26 protein-coding genes and 2 pseudogenes are annotated in these 22,270 nt (G+C 54.8%); 3 read left to right on the forward strand and 25 right to left on the reverse strand.

Annotated elements, in window-relative coordinates:
• The first annotated feature begins 344 nt into the window (after positions 1-344).
• A complete protein-coding gene (locus tag FJ147_17095; GenBank protein ID MBM4257596.1) occupies positions 345-1,412 on the forward strand; it encodes a hypothetical protein in 1,068 nt (355 codons plus the stop codon).
• Between the two features lie 90 nt (positions 1,413-1,502).
• Here the strand turns inward: FJ147_17095 and FJ147_17100 are convergent, their stop codons facing one another.
• The gene (locus tag FJ147_17100; GenBank protein MBM4257597.1) at positions 1,503-1,811 is read right to left on the reverse strand and encodes an MIase like protein; all 309 of its coding nucleotides are present in this window, start codon (positions 1,809-1,811) and stop codon (positions 1,503-1,505) included.
• 261 nt (positions 1,812-2,072) lie between these two features.
• Here FJ147_17100 and FJ147_17105 point away from each other — a divergent pair, with 261 nt between their 5' ends.
• Positions 2,073-3,824: a hypothetical protein gene (locus tag FJ147_17105; GenBank protein ID MBM4257598.1), complete on the forward strand. Its 1,752-nt coding sequence runs from the start codon at positions 2,073-2,075 to the stop codon at positions 3,822-3,824.
• A gap of 22 nt (positions 3,825-3,846) precedes the next feature.
• Here FJ147_17105 and FJ147_17110 read toward each other — a convergent pair whose 3' ends face one another.
• The 24 genes and pseudogenes from FJ147_17110 to FJ147_17225 all read right to left on the reverse strand — a co-directional run bounded on the left by FJ147_17110 (position 3,847) and on the right by FJ147_17225 (position 21,002).
• Positions 3,847-4,662: an enoyl-ACP reductase gene (locus tag FJ147_17110; GenBank protein ID MBM4257599.1), complete on the reverse strand. Its 816-nt coding sequence runs from the start codon at positions 4,660-4,662 to the stop codon at positions 3,847-3,849.
• Positions 4,663-4,821: 159 nt separating this feature from the next.
• Positions 4,822-5,112 carry a glycosyltransferase family 4 protein gene (locus FJ147_17115; protein ID MBM4257600.1) on the reverse strand — a complete coding sequence of 97 codons (291 nt, stop codon included), beginning with the start codon at positions 5,110-5,112 and terminating at the stop codon, positions 4,822-4,824.
• A 45-nt stretch (positions 5,113-5,157) separates the two neighbouring features.
• On the reverse strand, positions 5,158-5,799 hold the full coding sequence (locus FJ147_17120) for a glycosyltransferase family 4 protein (protein ID MBM4257601.1): 642 nt from the start codon (positions 5,797-5,799) through the stop codon (positions 5,158-5,160).
• Positions 5,800-5,852: 53 nt separating this feature from the next.
• Positions 5,853-6,263, reverse strand: coding sequence for a hypothetical protein (locus tag FJ147_17125; GenBank protein ID MBM4257602.1), 411 nt, complete (start codon positions 6,261-6,263; stop codon positions 5,853-5,855).
• Between the two features lie 150 nt (positions 6,264-6,413).
• The gene (locus FJ147_17130; protein ID MBM4257603.1) at positions 6,414-7,256 is read right to left on the reverse strand and encodes a class I SAM-dependent methyltransferase; all 843 of its coding nucleotides are present in this window, start codon (positions 7,254-7,256) and stop codon (positions 6,414-6,416) included.
• A gap of 169 nt (positions 7,257-7,425) precedes the next feature.
• Positions 7,426-7,782, reverse strand: coding sequence for a hypothetical protein (locus tag FJ147_17135; GenBank protein ID MBM4257604.1), 357 nt, complete (start codon positions 7,780-7,782; stop codon positions 7,426-7,428).
• Positions 7,783-8,539: 757 nt separating this feature from the next.
• A complete protein-coding gene (locus FJ147_17140; GenBank protein MBM4257605.1) occupies positions 8,540-8,740 on the reverse strand; it encodes a hypothetical protein in 201 nt (66 codons plus the stop codon).
• A 90-nt stretch (positions 8,741-8,830) separates the two neighbouring features.
• Positions 8,831-10,090, reverse strand: a complete 1,260-nt coding sequence (locus FJ147_17145; GenBank protein ID MBM4257606.1) for a vanadium-dependent haloperoxidase — start codon at positions 10,088-10,090, stop codon at positions 8,831-8,833.
• Positions 10,091-10,577: 487 nt separating this feature from the next.
• Positions 10,578-10,799, reverse strand: coding sequence for a hypothetical protein (locus tag FJ147_17150; protein MBM4257607.1), 222 nt, complete (start codon positions 10,797-10,799; stop codon positions 10,578-10,580).
• 17 nt (positions 10,800-10,816) lie between these two features.
• Positions 10,817-11,404, reverse strand: coding sequence for a hypothetical protein (locus FJ147_17155; protein ID MBM4257608.1), 588 nt, complete (start codon positions 11,402-11,404; stop codon positions 10,817-10,819).
• A 97-nt stretch (positions 11,405-11,501) separates the two neighbouring features.
• Positions 11,502-11,906 (reverse strand): hypothetical protein, encoded by a 405-nt coding sequence (locus FJ147_17160; protein ID MBM4257609.1) that lies wholly within the window; start codon positions 11,904-11,906, stop codon positions 11,502-11,504.
• Positions 11,907-11,989: 83 nt separating this feature from the next.
• Positions 11,990-12,403, reverse strand: coding sequence for a hypothetical protein (locus FJ147_17165; GenBank protein MBM4257610.1), 414 nt, complete (start codon positions 12,401-12,403; stop codon positions 11,990-11,992).
• Between the two features lie 60 nt (positions 12,404-12,463).
• Complete coding sequence (locus tag FJ147_17170) at positions 12,464-12,853, reverse strand: hypothetical protein (GenBank protein ID MBM4257611.1); 390 nt, start codon at positions 12,851-12,853, stop codon at positions 12,464-12,466.
• Positions 12,854-12,940: 87 nt separating this feature from the next.
• Complete coding sequence (locus FJ147_17175; protein ID MBM4257612.1) at positions 12,941-13,345, reverse strand: hypothetical protein; 405 nt, start codon at positions 13,343-13,345, stop codon at positions 12,941-12,943.
• A 369-nt stretch (positions 13,346-13,714) separates the two neighbouring features.
• A pseudogene (locus FJ147_17180) lies at positions 13,715-14,025 on the reverse strand (type II toxin-antitoxin system VapC family toxin).
• A gap of 130 nt (positions 14,026-14,155) precedes the next feature.
• Positions 14,156-14,347, reverse strand: coding sequence for a hypothetical protein (locus FJ147_17185; protein ID MBM4257613.1), 192 nt, complete (start codon positions 14,345-14,347; stop codon positions 14,156-14,158).
• A gap of 250 nt (positions 14,348-14,597) precedes the next feature.
• Positions 14,598-15,383 (reverse strand): annotated as a pseudogene (locus FJ147_17190) (hypothetical protein).
• A 156-nt stretch (positions 15,384-15,539) separates the two neighbouring features.
• Complete coding sequence (locus FJ147_17195) at positions 15,540-17,657, reverse strand: hypothetical protein (protein ID MBM4257614.1); 2,118 nt, start codon at positions 17,655-17,657, stop codon at positions 15,540-15,542.
• A 76-nt stretch (positions 17,658-17,733) separates the two neighbouring features.
• The gene (locus tag FJ147_17200) at positions 17,734-17,940 is read right to left on the reverse strand and encodes a hypothetical protein (GenBank protein ID MBM4257615.1); all 207 of its coding nucleotides are present in this window, start codon (positions 17,938-17,940) and stop codon (positions 17,734-17,736) included.
• Between the two features lie 161 nt (positions 17,941-18,101).
• The gene (locus tag FJ147_17205; GenBank protein ID MBM4257616.1) at positions 18,102-18,932 is read right to left on the reverse strand and encodes a hypothetical protein; all 831 of its coding nucleotides are present in this window, start codon (positions 18,930-18,932) and stop codon (positions 18,102-18,104) included.
• 68 nt (positions 18,933-19,000) lie between these two features.
• Positions 19,001-19,189 carry a hypothetical protein gene (locus FJ147_17210; GenBank protein MBM4257617.1) on the reverse strand — a complete coding sequence of 63 codons (189 nt, stop codon included), beginning with the start codon at positions 19,187-19,189 and terminating at the stop codon, positions 19,001-19,003.
• A gap of 189 nt (positions 19,190-19,378) precedes the next feature.
• Complete coding sequence (locus FJ147_17215; protein MBM4257618.1) at positions 19,379-19,846, reverse strand: adenylate/guanylate cyclase domain-containing protein; 468 nt, start codon at positions 19,844-19,846, stop codon at positions 19,379-19,381.
• A complete protein-coding gene (locus tag FJ147_17220) occupies positions 19,846-20,013 on the reverse strand; it encodes a hypothetical protein (protein MBM4257619.1) in 168 nt (55 codons plus the stop codon). The genes FJ147_17215 and FJ147_17220 overlap by 1 nt, the downstream gene beginning before the upstream one ends.
• Before the next feature lie 200 nt (positions 20,014-20,213).
• Positions 20,214-21,002, reverse strand: a complete 789-nt coding sequence (locus tag FJ147_17225; protein MBM4257620.1) for an enoyl-CoA hydratase/isomerase family protein — start codon at positions 21,000-21,002, stop codon at positions 20,214-20,216.
• Between the two features lie 90 nt (positions 21,003-21,092).
• Between FJ147_17225 and FJ147_17230 the strand changes: the two genes are divergently transcribed.
• Entirely contained in the window at positions 21,093-22,055 is a 963-nt protein-coding gene (locus FJ147_17230) for a hydroxyacid dehydrogenase (GenBank protein ID MBM4257621.1), read from the forward strand.
• The last annotated feature ends 215 nt before the right edge of the window (positions 22,056-22,270 follow it).

A 22,270-nucleotide genomic window follows, 5' to 3' on the forward strand; every position in this document is an offset into this window, starting at 1 on the left:
AGCATGCTCCTAAGATCATCGCGTGTTCCCTTCTCTCTCCCTGAACTTGAGTTTCTCCCCACGACACGCGCCTATCTCAGCAGAACCCGCGAAATCATGAAAGATTCAGACCTTTACAGGGATGGGCATAGGGGCCTGAGTAGTCGTTCAGTTTGTTGGATACCCTGTCCTGCGAGACAGATGCCTAATTGCCCCAGGTAGCACAACCTGGTACCTTCCCGGCAGATTCGAGTGTTCCTCATGCCGTCCGTTTATATCACAATCACGCAAGGTGATGCGCTTACGGAACCCTGCTCCTCTCGCAGATCACAGAGAGCAGCGTCGCAATTACCTTCCATCATCGCGTGCGCACCCCTGTAGCGATGATGGCATTGGGCTGCGCAGAACGGAACCATCCGCACCTCATGGATACTCAGCCTTCGTCGTCACAACACGACCTGCCGACGATTCTTTCCGGTCCATGGACCGCCGACGCACGCCAACGCGCGTTTGAATGTGAGGTCTCGACCCACTATGTCGAATACTACAGGCGCGCGGTCACGCAGCGGAACTGGTCACCGTGGCATAATCTGCCTATCGAAGAGATGCAACAGTTGGGCTCTCGGTTGAGTTCGACCTCTGCGGATTTGATCGAGGGATTCCTCGGCATCGAAGAATACGTGGGAGATTACGTACAAACAGGGCTGAATCTGTTTCGTCAGGACCGGACGCGACGCAACGCTCAGTTACAGTGGGGCGCAGAAGAAGCGCGCCACAGTGTCGCCTGGGAACTCGTCTTGAAGCATTCGCACGCGCGGACAGACGCGCAACTTGAAACCTACATGAAGAAAGCCCACGCAGGCGTGTGGGACGTCCGTCAGCATGCCGATATGGATAACCCGCTCGGAGTAACGATTTACTCGATGATCCAGGAACGCGCGACTCATTTCCACTACCAAAAAATGCGGCTCCGTATTCGTGAAGAATATGGCCTGTCGCTCACGCCCACCTCGCAAGAACAAGCACGGGGCTTCGAGGTAGGTGCGTCAGAAGCTTTCCGGCTTGTTGCCCTCGATGAGATTGCTCATCACGGATTGTTCCTCCGCATCGTGCAAAGTGCGATCAAATACTTTCCTGCCCAGACGTTTGAAATTCTCGTCAGAGTCGTCCGCGGGTTCAAAATGCCCGCCTTGCACCTCATTCCGAATGTCCGTACGTACATCCGCGCAGTGCGCCAAGCGGATTTCTACAGTCCAGAGATTCACGAGCAAGAAATCTATCAGCCCATCCTTCGAGCGATCGGCCTTGAGAGTCACGTGGCACTGGAACGTGCCGTCGCAGCGGCTTCTCAATTGCCCGTAGATCTCGCTCCCGAGAGCCTCTCACTCAAACGCACTGGGGAGTGGTGCATCGAAGGGCAAGGAAGCAATTAACGCGGTCACGGTGAGCGCGGGCAACAAGGTGCCCGCTTTCATGCAATCGACTCCCACAGAATCCCGATATGCGAGAGTCGGAGTCTTGCCTCATTCCGCCGCTAACTTCTTGAGATCCTCGTACCAATTCTCATACGGTCGCACGACATCCCATTCGACTTTTACCATGTGTGAATATCCCAATTTCCACAGCGGTAAACCGAGCACAGCGGCCTCAAGCACATCAGCAGATTCGACATCAAGGACAGCGACCACTTCCGGTTTTCCTGCCACTTTCCAGATCGCTTTGATGACTCCGGCTTTGTGGGCAGCGACCGCGGCTTCTGCTTCTTTCAGCCACACACCATAGAATTCTTTATTCGAGACGCCTGCTGGCTTATTGATCTGCGCTTTGAGCATGAACAACATAGAGGAACTCCTTTCTGGTCTTTTCGTGTTCCCTCACTATCAGAAGATCCCTCACCGCTATAGTGCAGCCACACAAGAAGGAAGCAGCGTGGTGCAAATGACCAGACTTTTCGCTCTCATCCATTTGATAGAGAAAAGAGCTGATGGAATCCGTTGCTCGTTTTGTCTAGCTATGCTACCTCCTGCGTGTAGGTAGAACAAGAAACGGGGCATAGTGGGAAGACAAGCATTGCGCAGAAAGGGGTGGAGGGGGTGTCAGTAACATATTCGTCGTCATGGTCTCCAACACCACGAACACAAACCACCGGACGGTTGCGGGGGAGTGAAAAGCTGTGGGTGTATCTGCGGTGGTTGGCAGTCAGTATCTGGTGTGTTCAGCTCTCTACCACCACGGCAGTTCTCCCACCGAGTGTCATCGCGGTAGGGATACTCGCGCTGATAGCTTGCGGAGGATTACACGCTATCGCATCTCGCAGTACCCCCGTACCACGCGTCATGCTCCTCGCAGCAGACCTCCTGCTCGTCGGAACTTTATGTGCGGTCAGCGGAGGACTACAAAGTCCGGCCTATGTGTACGCGTATGGCATCATCGTCGCCACGGCAATTCGCTACGGACTCGTCACTGGCTTGAGCACAGCGCTTGGCGGTGCCCTGTTGAGCTTCGGACTCTTTTTCCTGGTTCCGAATGGAGAGAGTGGCTATAGCACGGTCTTCATGTCTGCGTTTTATTCGTTCCTCCTGGCAGGCCTCTGTGGCATGTTCGGCCATGAGCATCAACAGCGCAGCCAACAGCAGACGATATCTGAGCAGAGCCGAGCAGAGCGCTTACTCTCTTTCCACCGCACCCTCGCACCGCTTGACCTTGATGACTTGCTGCAACAACTCGCCGATGAACTGACGAGATTGGCCTCCTGCCGTGGCGCTGGGGTGCTACTGATTGATCCACAACGCAAACGCACCGACCGCGTTGCCGCCTCAAGCAAATTCCTTGTCCCCCCCGCCAATGAATTGAATGGCTCCCTTGCCCACGGCATCCTCCAGCAAGCCCTGGAAGAGGAAACAATTATCTTATCTTCCGGCGACGAGGTGCGTACCAAATTGCAGACCACTCCCCGCATGCAGGAATGGGCCCAGAACAATTTGCTCTTCGTACGATTACAGACGCAGTATCCGCTCGGCTGCCTCGTTCTGGCGGACAAAAAAGGCGGACTGCCGTTCGACGCCGTCGACATTCAGATGCTCACGCTCGTCGCCCAGGATATGGCCACACTGATTGAAAGAGCCTGGGATGTCGAGGATGCACGTCATGCCGAACATACCCAACGCGATTCTCAACGAAAGATCATCCGCGCGCAGGAACAAGAACGTAAGCGCGAGGTTGAAGAATGGCACCTTCCGCTGAATGAGAAGCTGTTTCAAGTGCTCCGCGCTTTTCGTGCCTGCCAGGAACTCGTTGGCCAGCGCGTGCCTGAACTGAAAGAGCGCATGGAACATCTAGCGGCAGAGCTAGATACCGTGGCTGCCATCGGACGAAACTTTAGTAATGAGCAACATCCACCGCTGCTCGCAGAGTCGGACTTGGTGGAAACCGTGCGAGACTACATTGCCGGCGTACAAGAACAAGAGCCGTTCACGGTGACCCTTGAAGCATCACCACAGCTTCCCCGCTTCTCTCGTGAAACCAATCTCACCGTGTTCCGTATCATTCAAGAAGCCTTGCGCAATATTCGTCAGCATGCCCATGCACAAAATGTGCATATCGCTTTTACCCAAGAACAGTCTGGCGTCTCCGTTATGATCACCGACGACGGCCAGGGTTTCGACGTCGATGAGCCTTTAGATGAACAATATGGGCTATTCTATATGCGCGAACGGGTCGCAGCCTGTGGCGGAGCATTGCGCATTAGCAGCAGCCGTGGACATGGCACTGAAATTCGCGCAGACTTCCCGCCCAGCGTTGAACAACAGATTGTGAAGCTGAAACGACCATTGTCATCAGGGTAAGTCGACAGATGTCCCGGCTGGTCTACGGTCGATTGAGCATCATCCCGAGAATGTTGTACCCACCATCGATGTGAATAATCTCGCCCGTGATCTTCTCGGCCATCGGGCTACATAAGAAGAGCGCAGCTTTCCCGGCATCGGAGTTCAGGATCGCGTCTTGTAATGGAGCGTTCACGCGCATGTACTCTTGCATGAGGGCGAAGCCTGGGATTGCTGATCCTGCTTTCGTCGCCGTTGGCCCAGGAGACAGTCCATTCACGCGGATACGATGCTGCGCAAGGTCAAAGGCCAGGTTCCTGATGATATTGTCGAGCGCCGCTTTCGCCGTACTCATCAACTGATACCCAGGAATCACTTTCTCACTTGCGTAGTAAGTCATCGCCAGGATACACCCGCCACGATCTTTCATGAACGGCAGTGCACCACGGGCTAAGGCAATCAGCGAGTAAGCACTAATATCAAGCGCAAGGGCAAAGTCAGCCTTGGTAATATTGACAAAGCGATTCTCGAACGATTGAGGTGGCGCATACGCGATCGAGTGGATAAGAAAATCGATATGGGCGAATTCCTTGCCAATCTCAGCGTACATGCGTTCGATCTCTTCTTCTCTACTTGCATCGCATTCGACAATCAGCGGGTTGTGCAGTTGATTGGGTATATTCCCCATCATACGCCGCACGGCTTTGCGCTGAATCGATAATGCCACCCGCGCACCACCGTCATTCAGATATTTGGCAATGGGCCAGGCAATGGAATGTTCGTCGAGCACTCCGGTGACAAGCGCGGTCTTGCCTGAGAAATCAAGAAAGTTGCTGATCGAGTTTTGCAGATCGGCCATAGCATAATCCTCCACTATTCTTCCCCACAACGGCTTGCTTACTGCGCTTCGCGAATTAGGGCAAGGCCTGCTCACGCAGTCTCGCGCTCTGCTCGTCCGTAGCGTGCGCCATGCGCACGGGAGTCAGAGCATACGCGCAAATCGTGCGCACAGCGCACGTTACTTCGCTGTGCCTGAAGAAACGTGCGGCAGCGTCGCAAGATAGCGCTCAGCTTCAGCCTGATGCGTGAATTGGGCAGCAACCAAGCGTTGCCCGTTCTCACCAAGCGTGTGCAGCTCCGACACTGAAAGTTGCGCCGCTCTCCGTAAAATCTGACAACACTCACTGTGATTACCGGATTGGAAAAGCAGGGCATTCTCGTTGTCGACCAAAATGTTCGCCATCCCACCGATCGAAGCTGCTAAGACAGGAATACCGAGCCCAAGAGCCTCTAGGAGAACGTTTGGCATTCCATCATAGAAAGACGGAATGGCAATAAGGCAGCTTTCTGCTCATCATTCAGCGATCGATACGTGACGTTCGTACTCATGATCTCGGTTTTCCTTAGTGAGAAGAAGTGTCCGATACAATCTGCGCAGCAGGTGTAGCGAACGCTGCCAGGAGAAATACACGGCGATGTGTCGTTGTCCGTGAGCGCCCATTTCACGCAATCGCTCTGGATATTGCAGCAAAACACGTATGACCCGAGCCAGCTCCGCAGGTCGATCCGGCTGCACTAAGCGGCCATGTTCACTATCAGTCATAATCTCACGCACGGAAGGCAAATCCAACGCAACTACTGGCACGCCAGCGGCCAACGACTCAAGAATCTTGAGCGGTGCACAGCCTTGTTCGATATTGCGTGCACAGTCTGTGAGAGGAGCAACAGACAGAGCAGCATGAGGTAGCCACGCTGCTAATTCGTGTTCATCGAGGGCGAAACGCCAGACAATCCGGTCATGCACTCCCAGTCTCGTGGCAAGCTTCTCATAGAGTTTGGCGCGCTTCGAATAATTCGAGGAACAAATGACCAGTCGCAAGTCAGTCAGATCGGCAAGGCGTGCGAACGCTTGCAGCAAGGTATTGAGTCCTTGCCAGGGTTGGAGAGCGCCAGCCCAACAGAGCTGGTAATGACTGACCAGAATTGTCGCATGCAGGAGGTCCCCCTTGCCTCACCAAATGACACCTTTCGCCATTGTGGCACAGGAGGCTAACGAGAAACAAATTTCTCCCGATGGGGATAAACGAGAGCCAATAGTAAATTCACAACGACAATGTAAAAGAAGGCGAACTTGATACGGGAAAATTCTTGATAGACGGTTACCCAAACGGTGATAGAAACGAGCATGTAGCCAGCAATGAACATCGTGAGTTGCCAGGCCCACGGCTGCATAGTCCATAAACCGGCGACTAACGCCAGCGCGACGACCAGTTGCACGGCATGCATCATTTGCGCCCATACGCCAAACACGCGTACGCCCAGTATGACACTGACCGGACCTTGCGCGTACGGACGCTCGAATGGTGCAACAAAGTCCCAGGCGATGATAACGGCAGCATAAACGGCGATGAGCAAAGCACCAATAGTGATAGTTCCAGGACGTTCGATTGAGTGTCGCAATGTTCTGCCCTCGTTTCGGATCTCGCCAATTCCTTGGCTCTTTCTCGAAGGGCCAAGGCGAGGGAATCTAACAACAGAAACGTGCCTTTCGCAATCGGCGCCGATGTCGCACGCTGCTGATTGCGCTGGAGACGCTGTGCGTATTCCGGCCTACGCTCTGCCCAGCGGATTTCTTCTCGGTACCTCAGAGCGGAGCGCGACCACCTCAAGATATTCAGCCTCGACGTGCGTCGAGTTATCGTGCGTTTGATTGTTGCGCAGCCACAACTCCTCAAGGTCGCGACGCAAGGCGTGCTGCCCTGTGAGGTCGAGTGCAGCAAACGCACGATTGACCGGCCCATAATAGATACGAAAGAACTCGACCACCTCCGGCGGCGAAAAGGGATAACGCATCGGATACCGACGTGTCGTGGTCTGCAGGTTGACAGTGCCATGCTGGAGCCGTTCGCGGACGATCGCCGCGTCGCCCCATTTCACTGGAGAGACCATGAGGGGCGACGGTGGCACATGTTTGCCGATGATCTTGAACATCTGGCCGACGTGCCCTTCGGGTGTCCAGTTGGCCATGACAATACGGCCACCAGGACGACACACGCGTAGCAGTTCAGCCGCAACCCGGTCAGGCTGAGGCGCGAACATAGCCCCAATCAGGCTGACGACGATATCGAACGACGCATCTTCGTAGGGAAGTGCTTCCGCATCGCCCTCATCAAACTGAACCGTGACCCCCTCGGCCTGCGCACGCGTCCGGGCTTGAGCGATGAGATTGGCGGCGAGGTCGATGCCGGTGACGTACACCCCAGCGCGAGCTGCCGGAATAGCGATCTGCCCTGCGCCGCAGGCGACATCCAGCATGCGGGTGCCAGGTGTCAGCGCGAGCCGAGCAAGGAACTCCAACGCGCCGGGCTCCAAGTACGTGGCGAAATGTCCGTAATCGCCTGCCATCCAGGTCGCCTTGAGACGCGTTTTCAGGGTTTGCATTTCAGGAATCATGGTTGTCATCGTGTGTTTCTCCTATATGAGTGCCTAATGAAATTTGACAGTCACAGTCAGTAAGGAACCCTTTAGCCAAATTGTTTCGTTGCTCCGTAGGGGCGTATTGCCATACGCCCCTCCTGGCTCAATAGGGTGACGCTCATCACGCAATTTTTTCGTACGGTCCTTAGTGGATAGGGCGCAGGATGTGCTTGAATGCCTTGTCCGCGACCCGCTTGCCCTGTTTGCTCGCCACGGTGTCGGCGAAGCGAAAGTGGATACCCAGGTAGATACGTGCTTCGACCACATCCGCCGCTACATCCGAGAAGCGAGAGTAGGTACGCGTCTTCTGGACTACCTGAGCCGCGTTACTGGTGACCGTGAAGGAAAAGTCATCCGTGTCAAAGAATCGTTCGAGCGTGCGCATGAACGAGCTGGTGATGCTGTTCGCTCCCGATGTGTAATCCGGGTAGGGCGGATCGTTGATGAGCGGCAACCAGGTTGCCAGTTTAAGAAACCTTCCAGTTGTGGTGAACTTGTCCATACGACTCCTCCTCTTCGTGTTTTCTACAGAGAGAGGCGTGACAAATGAGTGAACAATTGTTCACAGTCGAGGTGAAATAGAAAGTGAGCATGAGTGAACAAATTGTTCATTGCTAACGCTCGGTACGGGGAAAAAGGGGAAACGCACAAAACGGGAGGGCACTAATGAGGTTTGCCGATCAAGTTCGGCAATAAACCGTAGGCCTGTAGGGGCGTATTGCAATACGCCCCTACGCAACAATAACGTAGCGTGGCCAAGAAGTCCGTTACCGAATTTGGATGTCAAAGCTCGTTAGGCGACAGGCTGGAGGCTAAATCGGACCACGCGACATTGGCACACGCATGATTCCCGGCCATGAATGGCCGGGCTACAAAACTGCGCTGGATACATCCGGCTTCAGCCCCATTCATGGGGCGTCGTACTGTGTAGCCCGGTGATTTATCGCCGGGGGGATACGCGAGACTACTTGTGACGCAGTGTACGAATCTCCTGTGGGCTAATTTAGAAGAAAGGAAGGCGAGGAGTCTCAGAGTGCGTAGGAGCGACCGGCTGGTCATCAGTCACAACAGAAGCTGTTGGCAGTGCAGGAATCCCCTCTCTCTCCGGAAGAGGGCGAGGGTCAGGGGACAAGAAACTGCGGAATGGAAAATGCGGAGTGCGGAGTGAGCCAGTAACGATCGAGAGTGCCACTTTACTTCATCCGCACTCGACACTGCGCCAGTCGCATATTCCACAATCCCCAATCTACAATCCGCAGTTAGAACAACGGTCCGTGTCCCTCGACTTTGACATCGCCATTGTTGATCGCTGGCGCCAGGATGTTCATCAGCTCCATACGTTGATTGTTGGTCAGCAAGCCAAAGGCCGCGCGGAAGTCCTCTTTGTCGTCTTCGGTCCAGCGTTTCGCGGCCACTGCCGTTTGCACGACGCTTGATGCGCTTTGATAGATGGAACACACGTTCTCTTTCTTCTCCTCATCGTGTCCTGCTCCCAGAGGGAGCAGGAACCCATTGCCGTATGGACACGGATAATGCCGAACGCTAGTGCCTTAGCGAGTAGGCCTCAGGATATGCTCGAACGCTTTGTCCGCTACCTGCTTGCCTTGCTTGCGTGCCACGGTGTCGGCAAAGCGGAAGTGAATGCCCAGCAAAATCCGCGCTTCAACTGTATCCGCTGCCACATCTGAAAAGCGGGAGTAGGTGCGGGTCTTTTGCGCCACCTGAGCGGCGTTGCTAGTGACCGTGAAGGTGAAGTCATCCGTGTCGAAGAACCGTTCAAGGGTGCGCATGAAGGCACTGGTGATACTATTCACCCCTGACGTGTAATCTGGGTAGGCCGGATCGTTGATGAGAGGCAACCAGGTTGGGTCACCTACAGTGTGTGGGTTCCCGTCGTCGTCGCCGTTGACAATGGCCGTGCTGGGACGCCAGAAATAGTAATAGCGTTTCTTGTTCCAGGAGACAATGAGTGCGTCAGTTCCCGCAGCGTGCGCCAGCGCGAAGAGCCGGGCGCTGTCACCAATATCACTGAGATGTTCAGTCGCAATGGCTCGCAGCGCGCGATTCAGTTGGGCAAAGATGTTGTCCGAGTAGAAGTAGGCGAGATCAGTCTGTTCAGGCGTACGTGTGCTATTGACGCGGGCACCGAGCGCTTTGACCTCGTTATACGCTTTGGCGTACGCGCCACTGCGTAAATGTGGCGGTGGCGGTTCGGACAGCATGCCAGTTGAGCCTTTCAAAACAAACGGCTCAACTGCACCGAACCACGGGGTCAACATCGGCGCTAACGCTGGCGGTGTCGGGCGCCACTCGCCTGGGGCAGTGCCACCGGTGAAGACCTCGGGATTCGACGGAAAGCTACCGTCGTTGGCGCGTCGGTTGATGATGTTACGCGCGGCCTGCTGGCCGATCGACACACCCGCATAGGTCGACAGCAATCCATTGGCGCTCAGATAGTTCTGATAGGTCGATTCGGTCGCCACAGCTTGGGCGGGAAAGCGGTGAGCCAACACATCACGCGCGGCTTTGGCAGCCGCGGCTACAGGTGAGCCAGCAGCGTTGCTAATTGGTTCGTTGTAGGTCTCAAAGCGCCCCTGAAATGCCTGGATGGCGTCGTGCATGGCGATGTGGACCATCGTCAGGTCCAGCATCAGCGACGGCGTCGGTCGAATGGCGGCGTTCTGTCCAATCACGGTCAGGGTGTTGGCGTTCCAGTCGGTGACGACGTCGGCGGCGGCTGGAGTCACGAACATGCCGACCATCATCAGGTAACCAAGAAACCATGTGCGCCCTCTGTGTGTCTTTGTCATACACTGCTCCTTATGCCGTCGTCGTTGTGGTGCTGCCCAACGCAGTACGCTGAGGCACCGGTTGAGAGCGGTGAGTCCGATAAATCTTCTGGTTGTACTGTACCTGTTCATACTGTCCCTCCTTGAGTGGTGTTCTGCTGAGAGAGGCGTAACAAAGGACTGTACAATGGTGCAGAAATGGGAAACGTGGCGGGAAAGTATTCACACGGAGTGACTGTACAATTGTACACAAGAGAGGCAGAGGAAAGAGGGAGACGGATAAATGGGAGAAAGAGTCTGGGCGTCGCAGAGTCAAGGAGTCCAGGAGTCGAAAAATGGGAAAAATCAAACAAGGCGCCGAAGAGAGGAGAAGGCGGTTACGTGAAGAGGAACAGCAAGTAGGCCGGAATACGCGAAGCGTTTCCGGCACGACGCACGCCGGGAACGGCTTGCGGCCTTATCCCGGCCTACAACTTTTGTCTCACAGTGCAATGGGCGTGGCACTTCACTACGCCTGGCCAAGCTGGATCATCCATCCGTCGCAGGGTAACTCGGTATGCTGTGTGAGGGTGATGTGGATTTCCTGGGTCGCGCCGGGCAAGGAGGAAGGATTCAGCAGTTGCCAGATCGTCCGTACCTCACTAGGAGTTAACTGGCGATGATGGGCCGGACGAATAGGGAGCCGAGTAGAGGGCCCGCTTGTCTGTGTGAGTTCTACGACAGTACTCATGAGTCGATCTCCTGTGCTCAAAATAATGGGCCATTCACTTCGACTTTGAGTTCACCGCGATTGACCGCGGGAATCAGCTTGCCCATCAGCTCCGTGCGTTGATTGGTGGTCAATGACCCAATGGCGGCGTTGAAGGTGTCGCGATCTTCCTCGGTCCAGCGCTTGGCGGCGACTGCTGTCTGCACGACGCTCGATGCACTTTGATAGGCGGCTTTGTTCTCAGGGGAATTGAGGATCTTCGCTTCCGCAATCGCTTCTTCTTTGGCACGCTGCGCCTCGGGGCTCTCCTGCGCCACGGCGTTGCGCACTTCGTCACGGATAAGTTTGGCGAGGTCCTGGCGGGAGAGCTCTGGCGCTGCGGCAGTCGTGGCCTGCGCTGGTTCAGGTCGGGTGTCCTGTGTCTGCTTCACTTGTAGTGTCTGGGTCAGTGCCATCACTGCGTGCTCGAGTTTGGCTAAGCGTTGGTCCGCCTGCACATCCGCCTGGGCTTGAGTACTCGGTACCGGTGGAGATGGCGGTAGCCACGTGACCACGCCAACGTACACGAGGATTCCGATACTAAAGATCACAATGAGTGTCAATGATTTTTTATTCTGTGCTGTCATACTTTGTTTCCTTTCATAGCTGCGAGTGGAAGGTTTCGTACCCGTGGCGGCGGGTACGCTGCACGCACCCACTGCGGTGCCTGACCCTCGTCGTCGCTTATCTGAGGTAGATCGACTCGTTGCTGATTGTCAGATCGGTGCATGTTTGTGAGTACAGGTTCGGGAGCCTGAAGGTGAGGTGCGAGGAGTCAGTCATCCCTTTGACCGCATCCACAATTCTGGGATCGAAGCTCGTACATAAGACAGTCTTGCCTGCTTTGTCCTGCGCTGAACACCAGGCGAACGAGTTGGGATTAACAGAATGACGGTAGTGGGAACAACCGATGTACTGTCTGTCGTCCCCACTATAGCGTGCCCCCGGTAAGCTCCCACTGACGGTACCGTTCGAGCTTATGAATACCCGATCGATCTTTGAAGCACCCGCCCACGCCGGGAGGCTATGTGAGAACAGGGCCAGGCCAAGCATTGCCGTGCTAATGAGTTTGTGTACTTTCGCTTTCATGATGTCGTTCTCCTTTCCGTAAGGGTAAAGAATGATGTTGATGGAACCGTTTGGGATCATTCATAGTGACTAAACAGCTGTCCTTACTTGAGCAGATCGGAGCCATTGGTAATCCTGATGTCGCTGCAGGTGCCCGTGCTGCCGTTGCCATTGATGCCGAAGTAAATGAACGACGAGTCCGTCATGCCCTGGACCATGTCAAGGAATTTCCAATCGCCACTCCCACAGGTAAGACTACGCCCTGCATTATCCTTGGCATAACACGAGGTCCACGAATACGTACTGAGCGTGTAGGCTCTACAGCCGATCTGTTCCGGGCTGGTATCGGAACTGTAGCGCGCGCCGGTCAGACTGCCCGTGGCCCACGTCGCAGACTGGTCGCTGCTGATGATAACTCTGTCGGCACTCACTTTGCCGGCCCACGTCGGAATCGTCGTAGCCCACAGGCTCATCCCGATCGCGGCCAGACTGAGGATATGTTTCACACTTGCTTTCATGATGATCGTCTCCTTTCTGAGAAGGTTCAGTTTGTTCTCTCTCCGCGCTTGTGTCGATGCTTATTTGAGGTGATACGAGTAGTTGTAAACCGTCAGGCGGCTGCAGTTTGAACTGCCGCCGCCCACGCCAAACTCGATGTTCGAGAAGTCAGTGATCGCTTTAGCTGCGGCCAAATGTCTCGCCTGGGTGCCAATACAGGACAGCGACTTGCCCGTCGCGTCGGTCGCGGAGCAGAGCACGTACGGACCGGCAGTATTGGAAAAGGTACAGCCAATATATTGCGTACTGCCGGCGCTATAGCGTGCCCCGGCCATGCTCCCGCCTGCGTTGGAAGGCCCTACGGCAACCTGCGGAGTAGAGACGGCTCCCGCCCATGCTGGGAAGCTCTGCGAAACCAGAGCAACGCCCAGTACGGCCGTGCCGATGAGTTTGTGCAACTTCGTTTTCATGATATGGTTCTCCTTTCGATAAAAGTGAAGAATAGTGTTGATGAAATGTTCAGTCTCTCCTGTTATGACCTGACAACACGTCCATGCTTATCTAAGACCGAAAGAATTATTATTAATTTCAACCTTGACGCAGGTTGCGTTGGCACGATTGAACCTGAAAGCAATGAACGAAGAGTCAGTCATTTTCTGGACCGCATCGATGTGTCCTGCATCATAACTAATGCAACCAGCAAACTTGCCTGTGCTGTCCACGGCGGAACACGTAACAAACGGAGCCGCATCGAGAGAACACCCGATGTATTGCTTATTATCCGCACTGTCGCGCGTGCCTACCATACTTCCAAATGCTTCGGTCTCATTCGGGTAGGAGGTCTTGGGCTCTATGATGACCCCGCGGTAATCTACATAGCCTGCCCACGTCGGAACAGTGTTGGCCAACAGGGTCATGCCGAGTGCTGCGAGACCGAGGGCTTTCTTGAGATTTGCCTTCATGTTGTTGTTCTCCTTTCTTTATGTAGTCGTTAGTTGTCGGTTATCAGTTGTCAGTGAGTGGTTATTCTTCCGTTCAGATTCACACGTCATCGCTCATCATAGGCGTCGCCCCCTTTCGTTGTCGCTGTGCACTGCGTCTTCTGTTGAAGAAGGCGTAACAAAGCGTGTCACAGGTGTGACATGTGATGTCACACAAGCAGGGAGGGAGAAAATTTTCGGGAGAACTGGGAAAGGATTGTGAACGGGGTTAGTGGATCATCGCAAAAGATTTGCGGGATAGAGTATCGTCATTCCGGGTTTCGCCTCGTTCGCCTGGAATGACGTTTCGTCTTTTCTCGTGTCAAAAACCTACTCCTCGGAGGAGGTACGTTATGGGAGAGTCCAGTCTTCTACTCGCAACCCTGGAACGCGACGAAAATCGCTGACATTACGGGTCAGCACCGTCATATTGCGCGAGAAGGCAATCGCCGCTATGCGCAAATCCATAACCCCGACGCGCACGCGACGGGCGCGAAAGTCATCAAACACGGAGGCAGCAGCATCGTCAAACGGTAGGACTTGTGCCGTGCAAAATTAGCTAAGACACGTCCCAAGCGCTCGTAGCCACGCACAACCGCTGCGGTGTTGAGCGCTCGCGAAAGGTAGGCGTTCCATCCCATAACCTGCTCATGGAAACTGATGATGGAGACAAAGAAATCTGACGGCGCATGTTGTGCCACGCGCTGGATGAAATGCTCGTACGCAGGCGTTGCCTGCTGTTGCGTAATAGCCAGATGGTCCGTGTCTAGGACAAACATCGCCGGGCCCTGATCACTGTGCAGCCTTACGGAACTCGCGACCTAGTCGCACGATCTCCTCAAAGTCTGGATCGTCTTTGAAGGTCCCGGCAATTTTCTCAATCCATGACCGTTGCTCTTGTTGCACGGTCACTTGTTGTTTCAATTCCTTCAGTTCTTTTTCCAGTGCACTTAAACGTTCTTCCACAGTGAGTTGTTCCAGCATTGTCCTTGTCCTTGTCGAGTATTGAGGCCCTGTCTCTGCCACCACTCTTACTTTACTCATCCGATCTTATTCGTTGCAAGCCTCCTTTGTCGGACATGTTGGAACGCGAGCGAATCAGTGGCGAGCCGGAATCGCTATACCCTTCGACTTGGCTCACCTGTGCCTGCGGCACCCTGGACTGGCCGTCTAGGACAGGCTGGCGCAGGCAGGACAGGCGTATTCCGGCGTACATTGCCACTTTCACTCGCTGTTACTGTAACGCAATCAGAATCGGGATCAAGCCTTGCCCTTCTGCCAGCGGATGCAGCGCTTTACCAATCACTGCGCCAAAGGCCTTGGTTGCATCGTGCGCCTTCATCGCATGCCCTGGCGTGGGTGAGGTGGTCAGGAGATCACCCACTTCAATCGCACCGTATTGCGCATCGACTTTGCAAAAGACTTTGCCCAGTAAGGCAATCGGTTGCCGTGTGCGCTCTGACTGCTGTTTGTCCAGGACGATACCAGGCTTGTAATCGCCAGCCCCGGATACCACACCGGCGACCCGCTTGTCGTAGGCATATTGACTCGGAACCAAGGCGCTCTTTTCACCGACCACCATGACTGTGCCGGGTTCAACTGCAGCGTCCGTGGCAATAGTGAAATCCTCGGCACAATCTGCGTTGGTCAGCCGAATGTCACCTGTTACTTCGACATCCCCCTGAAACAGTGCGGCTGTGCCATTACTAAAGGCCACCAGACCGATACCGGTGTTGCTAATCGCTTTGATGCCGATCCCGTTGCCTTTGTGCTCACCCCAGACTCCTGCAGGTCCGTTTTCGAGGCCGCTGGTCTCGCCATACACGCCTATCCATTTCTTGCTGACGCCGACCACGCCGGTTCCCCCAGCAGTGTTCTCTCCGTACACACCAAACCCGCCAGAGATACTTTCGCTGAGTCCAATCACGCCACACCAGCCCTTACCGGTGGCAATCACGCCATTGGCGCCGCCCTCGGCTTGGACACCGTTCACGTCGCCTTTGCCAAAGAGACCAACGTTATTGCCGCGAGGCGAGGTTTCTGTCGCGAACATTGCGGTTTCACCGTTTACTTGACCTTTGACTGCTGACATGTGCGTTTCTCCTTTATGAAATTAATTCCAGTGCATATCACTGTACGTTATGTCATTTCTGTGCTTGGTTGCTTTGCCATTGGCTTATTGACGGGCGCGATGCTGTGCATACATCGCGCGCATGAGTTCTTTAAAGTCATCCGTATCCGCTGATGAGGCCACACGCAGATCGCGAGCGCGGGTTGGTCGTGGAAGTCGTGGCACAGGAATGACTGGAAGATCCAGCCGCGGCGTTGCGCGTAACACCATCGAGAGATCGTTCGCGGCGGCCACGCGCGCGCCCATATCTGGTGGATTGGCGCTCATGAAGCGGCGCGCGATAGTTTTGGCGATGGCGGTATGATCGAAGACGATATTACTCACTGCCCGTTGGTCGACCCACGGCGAGATCACAAACGTTGGTACGCGGACCCCGTAGTGATCGATCCCTGACACGGGTTTCGCCTTGTCGCGGAACAGCAGCGGATTCACATGATCGTAGAAGCCACCATGTTCATCGTAGGTGATGATCAGCATCGTTTTCTGCCACTTGGGTCCTCGCATCAGCGCATTGACCACCCGTCCGATGAGGTTCTGTCCAGCACCAATGTTGGCCGGGGCACCGTCATCATTGTCTTCCCCATCTCGCTCGTCGATAAAGTTGGGATCGATAAACGAGACCGATGGTAGGGTTCCTGCTGCCGCACTGGCAAAGAACCCGCGGGCTGGGTCGTTGGCCTCAACGATAAACGTATCGTCGGTGGAATAGCGCGCGAACAAGCGGAGAAAACAGTAGCGATGTTCAAAATAGCGCCAGCTCACTCCGTGTTCGGTCAGGTGATCGAAGAGCGTCTTGGTCTGCACTGGCTTGAAAGTAGCACCACCTGGATTGTTGACCTCGAAGGTACCAAGAGGATCGCGATTCAGTCGCCCTGTTAATGTGTAGAAGCGATTGGGAAATGTCGGTCCAGGGTGGGCGGCGAACCAGCGTTGGCAGACAAGGAAGTGCGTTGCCAGCGCATCATACACCGGCACCCGATCCTTATTGTGGTACCCCATAATCCTGGCGGGATCTTCACCTTCATCTTCGTATCGCTGCGCAAAGGCACTGACAAACCCGTCCATTCTGCCCTCACCAATCTGCAGCATGATGGGCTCATGGTTATGCGGTGGGCTTTTGTCGAACTTGGCATCCGGCAACAAGAATGAGGTGAAGTCCCGTCCGTTATACGAGTTCTTCTCTCCCCCACGTAGCCCATCGATATCCGACCGTCCGCCTTCTTTACTGAGATAGCCAAGCATGTGGTCAAAGGAACGATTCTCCATCATCAGCACGACAACATGGTCAATGTTGGCCAGTCGCCCTGGATCGAGTGGCGGCTGCGGGTTCTCAGGGAACGGCGCCAGTTGGCCGCGCGGGATAATGTAGTGAATCGTCAGGGTCTGCTCATTGCCTTCGACCGCGACCACATGGAAATCGCCACCCACGAGCCAGCGCGTCACCATGCGATTGAGCGAATCGCCGTATTCCTCAACGCCTGCAGCAATCTCACTATTAAACTTCTTCTCAAGCCGTGAATCGAACACCCCGTCGGGCAACCCTGAGACATCAACCGAAGTGCTGGTTTTGATCAGGTTCGCATCAGTTCTCAGGTTCACCAACCCCGCGCCGTCATGGTCAAAGAACAATGGCATATGAATATGGAAGTAGGTGAAGTTGATGTCGGGATGGTTATTGACAATGAGTTCGACCTCGCCAGCGGTCTCGAAACGGACATCCACCGCGATGCCGACTGGCGCGCCAGGGATGACATTCACATTGAGAGAACGACTATTCACGTCATTGAAATGCACATCGGGGTTCGGGCCCGGATACTCCGCCTCCAGTTGACCGAGGTCATGAGGAGCACCGCCAGGCAATATCGATGAGTATGCCCTCGTCACATCATCGAACAACACATCGACCGTGCTGTGGCGGTGGTCGCCACTCCCTTTGTTATGCAACCGCACCTTGAAGAGCGGTCGACGGCGGTCATTAAAAAACTGGTTCAGCTTGCGCTGCAAGAAATCCAACGAAATCACTTTCTGATGCATCTGCCCTGGTGGCAGCGCGCCCGTCAATTTGCGCAGCGACACCGGAAACGAGGCACCACGCTGGTGGGCGATGGCTTTGATGCTCACGGTTCGTCCGAACGCATCCAAGGCTTCACGTACACTGGTCATGATTATTCTCCTTATCGAGCTGTGTGTTGCATACAGAAAGGCGTAACTTTGCGTGTCACAGGTGTGACATGCGCTGTCACACCTGCAGTACGGGCCATGCAGACAGGGCTTCCTGTTCACCGGCGCTCAGATTGATGCGGGCACCGGCGAAGTTGCCACACAAGCTGACCTGGCCGCTGTTAATCAGTGAAACCACGGTGGCCACCACCTCGGCGTCGCTCTGGGCGTATTCGCTAACTACTTGGACTAATTCGAGTAATGTCGTGCGGATGACAGTGTTCATGATGTTTCCCCCTTCGCTGTGTTACATACAGAAAGGCGTAACAAAGCGTGTCACAAGTGTGACATTCGCTGTCACACGGATTGGGATTGAAAAAATTTTTGGGAAAACCGGGAATGACGCCACCCCGTTCACCCATCAGCGTCATTGCCTCAGACTCGTACTTACAACTGCCACGGCACTGACGCCCGCGGGTCTGGCGCATAGACGCAGAACGTACCGGTCTTGATGGTGCGCGTCAGATATAGCCCTAGCGCAGCATGATGCTCACAAATCTTTTTGAGGGCATTCTTCACGGCTTTGGTGACAGTCGAGCGTGCACGTTCGGTTGGCGACCCGATCCGACGGGTGCGTCCACCAAGGCCTACAGCTTGTGAGATCTCGTGGGTAAGGAACTCTAACTCCTCACGTAATGCGTCAATGCGCCCCTGATCGTGAAAACTCATTGCCTCATCGAGGTCAGATTGGAGATCTGCCATCCGTTGTTTGTACGCAGCGCGAGCCTGCGCATCAAGTAGTTCACCACTGTCTGAGGCCCTCATAGAGAGTGCCTCAACACCTGACAGTCGTGTGTTGCTAGTCGACATCTCTGCGGCAATCTCGTCGCCAGTAACTAAGCGAAAAACGTGAATGTCGTCATTGGGGTATTGCAGCAGGTAGGCAATATAGTGCAACCCGCGCATATCACGCAGGCGACACACCTGATTATCAAACACGAGCGTCCAGTATTCGCCTTCCTGGCGGAACACGCTGGGGGTTGGAGACTGGGGGGTCAGGATTGGGGAAGACAAGGCCCGAGGGCCGAGGGCTGACGGCTGAGTAAACACAGGCGGGGCGAGGGACTTGAAACTGGGGGCTTGTAGAGACGAACTCGTCTCTAGCCTCCAGCCTCTCGCCCCTTGCTCTCTACTGGCTACTGAATACTGACGACCGACTACTTTTTCCCGTCGCTGGATTAGCGATGTGTGTTGAACTGGCACAGCGATGACGTTCATGTGGACTCCCCTCTTTATCGGCATAGGAACAGGAGCTTTACCCTGTTCGCGCTCCATGCAGCGTACCCTCACGCTGCATGCTGATAGTTCTCTGTGCGGGATTGCGGCACGGTGACAGATTGGACAATAGTCTGGCGCTGGCTGCGTGCGACAAGAATAATGCCGCCAACACTCACTATGAGTAATATCCACAGCCCGATACCTAAGCACCATCCAACATCTGGATATGCGACAGTGGCGGTTGCGATGTTCCACATATGACATCTCCTTTCCGTGTGAAATAGGGCTCACATAAAGAGACGGGAATGGTGAAAAAAGGACGCAACACAGGAGATGACAACGCGATCAGCACAAGGACTGGCGAGGCTGAGCAAGCGCACAAGTATCCTACGCACGGGCACCCGCAACGGATGAGAAACACGGACCAATCTCAGAGCGGAGGAAAATTAACGGTGAGAAGAGTTGGGAGGGATATAATACGCTGTCACACACTGTTTCTCGAAGCCGCGTACGACCATACTAGTGCCCCACAGGTGAAACTGCGAGGCAATCTCGGGGGCTTCGTGGTGCAGTCGCGTGACTGCCGCGTGTGGGGCAATAATTCCACCCGGTGTGATTTCTTTGAGGAGACGAGCAGCCAAATGGACGCAGGGGCCCAGGAGTGTGACAGAACGACGCTGCGCCGAGCCGATCACCCCAATGGTGACCTCGCCAACATTGAGACTGAGGCGTGCGAGCACAGGAGTCTCTCCGGTCCATTGTTCAGCGCCCAACGCATCACGCACAGCTAATGCAGCGCGTGCAGCCTGGGTAAGCGAGCCAAAGTAGAGCAGCGCGCCATCGCCTTCGTAATCTTTCACGTCTCCACAGTGCGCCAGGGCGATGTCGGTCACGAGTGAGCTAAAGCGTTGCATTACTGCCAACGCCTGCGCTGGGGACTGCTGGAGTACGGCAGCAGCCGCTCACTGTCTCGCACCGTCGGCAGGTGTTGATGAATGCGCAGAAATACCTCTTGTAAGAAATCATCCGCGTCCGCCGGGTTGTTCACCCGGGGGGCAATGAAGACGAAGTTCCTTTCCATCTCAGATTTTTTGGCAGCCCATCGTCGGCTTCCGTATGTAGAGACGGAGGAATACACAAAAGGACGCAACCCCAAGGCACAATCGATGTACCGCGTTTCTGCGGGATTTTTCCCGAGTCGGTGGTACAGCGCCTCTGCAGTGTGAGGAGAGGAATAACGTAATGACAACGCACCCCGCCAATTCCTTCCTCTGGGTTTTACTATCGTCCCGTAAACTTCGGCTCGCGTTTCTCGACGAATGAACGAATGGCTTCTTTATGATCCTCAGTATGGAAGCAATGCTTCTCTAACGCCAGCGACGTGTCGAGTACGAGGTTAGCGGTATCTCGCAGAATTTTATTGACCGATACTTTCGTCCAACGAATCGCCTTGGTCGGTCCATTGGCTAAACGTGTCGCCAATGCCATCGCTTTATCGATGAGTTGGTCAGCCGGCACGACGTGATTCACTAAGCCGATGCGTTCCGCTTCAGCGGCAGAAATAATATCTCCGGTCATCAACAACTCCTTGGCACGCGCAGCCCCAACTAACCACGGCCAAATGATCGCGCCCCCGTCTCCTGCGACCACACCAACGCGCACATGCGGATCACCAATTTTCGCATTATCTGCCGCGAAGATCACATCCGAGAACAATGCCAACGTGGCACCGAGCCCTGTGGCCGGGCCGTTCACCGCGGCGATAATCGGCTGTTCGACTTCGAGCATGTCGATGATGATTTTGCGCGCTTCAAGAAACAACGCATCGAGTTGCGCGGTCGTCATGTCGGTGAACCATTTGATGTCGCCACCAGCACAGAACGCCCTGCCCTTGCCGGTCAGCACCACCGCTTCAGCTTCTTTATCTTGGGCAATGTCAGCGAAGATTTGCGAGAGCTCGGTGTGCAGCGCCGCGTTAATCGCATTGAGTGATTCTGGGCGGTTCAGAGCGACAACCAGCACTTTGTCCTTGCGTTCGACACTGATGTAGTGATAACGGCTGTAATCCATAACTGATTCTCCTTTAGGTTGGTTGATCGTGAGACGCGGCTGCATTATTGGTCAGCTGGTGAGAAGGATCAAGGGACAAAGGACAGAACTATGCGCATCTATTTTTGCCGTGAAGGTTTGAACTCTATTATGGCGCTGCTGCAACGTGAGCTGCCTGACGATCAGATATTCTGTTGTGCCCCAGACAAAGTCGTCGAGGTCTCACGCGAGGCCGATGTTCTTATTCCTACCGTTTCGCCAATTACCGCCGAAGCGATTGCCTCACCACAACTCAAAATCGTGCAGCAGTATGGTGCTGGCTTGGATACGGTCGATATCCCTGCCGCAACCAAGCGCGGGGTCTACGTTGCCAATGTTCCGACTGCCGGCACCGGCAATGCAGAATCAGTCGCGGAACTATCGATCATGTTCATGTTGATGCTCGTCCGACAATATCCACAGGCACACGCGGCGTTACAACAGCATAAGCTAGGCGGGCCGATGGGTGGCACGCTGAAAGGGCGGACCGCAGCGATTGTCGGCTTCGGTGGCATCGGCCAAGAGTTAGCCACGCGTCTGCGCGCCTTCGAGATGAAAGTGCTAGCCGTGTCAAAACGTGGACCCAAGGCAGGGGACGTACCAGTCGATTTTCACGGCGCGCTTGATGCTCTGCACACCGTGTTACGGCAAGCTGACTTTGTCATCGTCGCTCCACCACTCAATGATGAAACTCGTGGCCTGATCGGTCAGGCCGAATATGCCTGTATGAAACCGACGGCGTTTATTATCAACGTTGCGCGAGGACCAGTGCTCGATTACGCCGCAACACTGGCAGCGCTCAAGGAAAAACGCATCGCCGGGGCTGGCCTTGATGTCTTCTGGCAAGAACCATTCGATCCCGCCAACGAGATTTTTTCGTACAATGTCGTCGCGACGCCACACGTCGGCGGCGCCACAGACCTCAGCTTACAAGGCATTGCCAAGAAAGTGGCGGACAACATCAACCGCGTACGGCGTGGGGAAATGCCGTTAAATTGTGCCAATGCCGCCGATCTCGGAGCGAAAAAGGGCTGAAGGCTATAGGTTGAAAGAAAGACGAAAAATGTCGAACGTGTTGCGCGTTGCGTGAAACGTTCTTCATCCCCCAGACCGTACAAGGGTATTACTGAATTTTCAATAAATAATGTTCATGCGGGCTAGCGGACCCAAGGCAAATCAGAAGCGAAGATACACGCCCAGAGTCGCCGGGGTGAGCGGCGTGTACGAGCGATGCCCGCAAACACATTGTT

Source organism: Deltaproteobacteria bacterium, from assembly GCA_016874775.1.
Lineage (GTDB): Bacteria > Desulfobacterota > Binatia > Bin18 > Bin18 > VGTJ01.

Excerpts from the sequence above, each read along its gene's own strand:
- FJ147_17100 (MBM4257597.1), bottom strand. The coding sequence starts at position 1,811 with ATGCTCAAAGCGCAGATCAATAAGCCAGCAGGCGTCTCGAATAAAGAA.
- FJ147_17110 (MBM4257599.1), bottom strand. The coding sequence starts at position 4,662 with ATGGCCGATCTGCAAAACTCGATCAGCAACTTTCTTGATTTCTCAGGC.
- FJ147_17115 (MBM4257600.1), bottom strand. The coding sequence starts at position 5,112 with ATGCCAAACGTTCTCCTAGAGGCTCTTGGGCTCGGTATTCCTGTCTTA.
- FJ147_17130 (MBM4257603.1), bottom strand. The coding sequence starts at position 7,256 with ATGATTCCTGAAATGCAAACCCTGAAAACGCGTCTCAAGGCGACCTGG.
- FJ147_17135 (MBM4257604.1), bottom strand. The coding sequence starts at position 7,782 with ATGGACAAGTTCACCACAACTGGAAGGTTTCTTAAACTGGCAACCTGG.
- FJ147_17145 (MBM4257606.1), bottom strand. The coding sequence starts at position 10,090 with ATGACAAAGACACACAGAGGGCGCACATGGTTTCTTGGTTACCTGATG.
- FJ147_17150 (MBM4257607.1), bottom strand. The coding sequence starts at position 10,799 with ATGAGTACTGTCGTAGAACTCACACAGACAAGCGGGCCCTCTACTCGG.
- FJ147_17155 (MBM4257608.1), bottom strand. The coding sequence starts at position 11,404 with ATGACAGCACAGAATAAAAAATCATTGACACTCATTGTGATCTTTAGT.
- FJ147_17160 (MBM4257609.1), bottom strand. The coding sequence starts at position 11,906 with ATGAAAGCGAAAGTACACAAACTCATTAGCACGGCAATGCTTGGCCTG.
- FJ147_17165 (MBM4257610.1), bottom strand. The coding sequence starts at position 12,403 with ATGAAAGCAAGTGTGAAACATATCCTCAGTCTGGCCGCGATCGGGATG.
- FJ147_17170 (MBM4257611.1), bottom strand. The coding sequence starts at position 12,853 with ATGAAAACGAAGTTGCACAAACTCATCGGCACGGCCGTACTGGGCGTT.
- FJ147_17175 (MBM4257612.1), bottom strand. The coding sequence starts at position 13,345 with ATGAAGGCAAATCTCAAGAAAGCCCTCGGTCTCGCAGCACTCGGCATG.
- FJ147_17185 (MBM4257613.1), bottom strand. The coding sequence starts at position 14,347 with ATGCTGGAACAACTCACTGTGGAAGAACGTTTAAGTGCACTGGAAAAA.
- FJ147_17195 (MBM4257614.1), bottom strand. The coding sequence starts at position 17,657 with ATGACCAGTGTACGTGAAGCCTTGGATGCGTTCGGACGAACCGTGAGC.
- FJ147_17200 (MBM4257615.1), bottom strand. The coding sequence starts at position 17,940 with ATGAACACTGTCATCCGCACGACATTACTCGAATTAGTCCAAGTAGTT.
- FJ147_17205 (MBM4257616.1), bottom strand. The coding sequence starts at position 18,932 with ATGAACGTCATCGCTGTGCCAGTTCAACACACATCGCTAATCCAGCGA.
- FJ147_17210 (MBM4257617.1), bottom strand. The coding sequence starts at position 19,189 with ATGTGGAACATCGCAACCGCCACTGTCGCATATCCAGATGTTGGATGG.
- FJ147_17215 (MBM4257618.1), bottom strand. The coding sequence starts at position 19,846 with ATGCAACGCTTTAGCTCACTCGTGACCGACATCGCCCTGGCGCACTGT.
- FJ147_17220 (MBM4257619.1), bottom strand. The coding sequence starts at position 20,013 with ATGGAAAGGAACTTCGTCTTCATTGCCCCCCGGGTGAACAACCCGGCG.
- FJ147_17225 (MBM4257620.1), bottom strand. The coding sequence starts at position 21,002 with ATGGATTACAGCCGTTATCACTACATCAGTGTCGAACGCAAGGACAAA.
- FJ147_17230 (MBM4257621.1), top strand. The coding sequence starts at position 21,093 with ATGCGCATCTATTTTTGCCGTGAAGGTTTGAACTCTATTATGGCGCTG.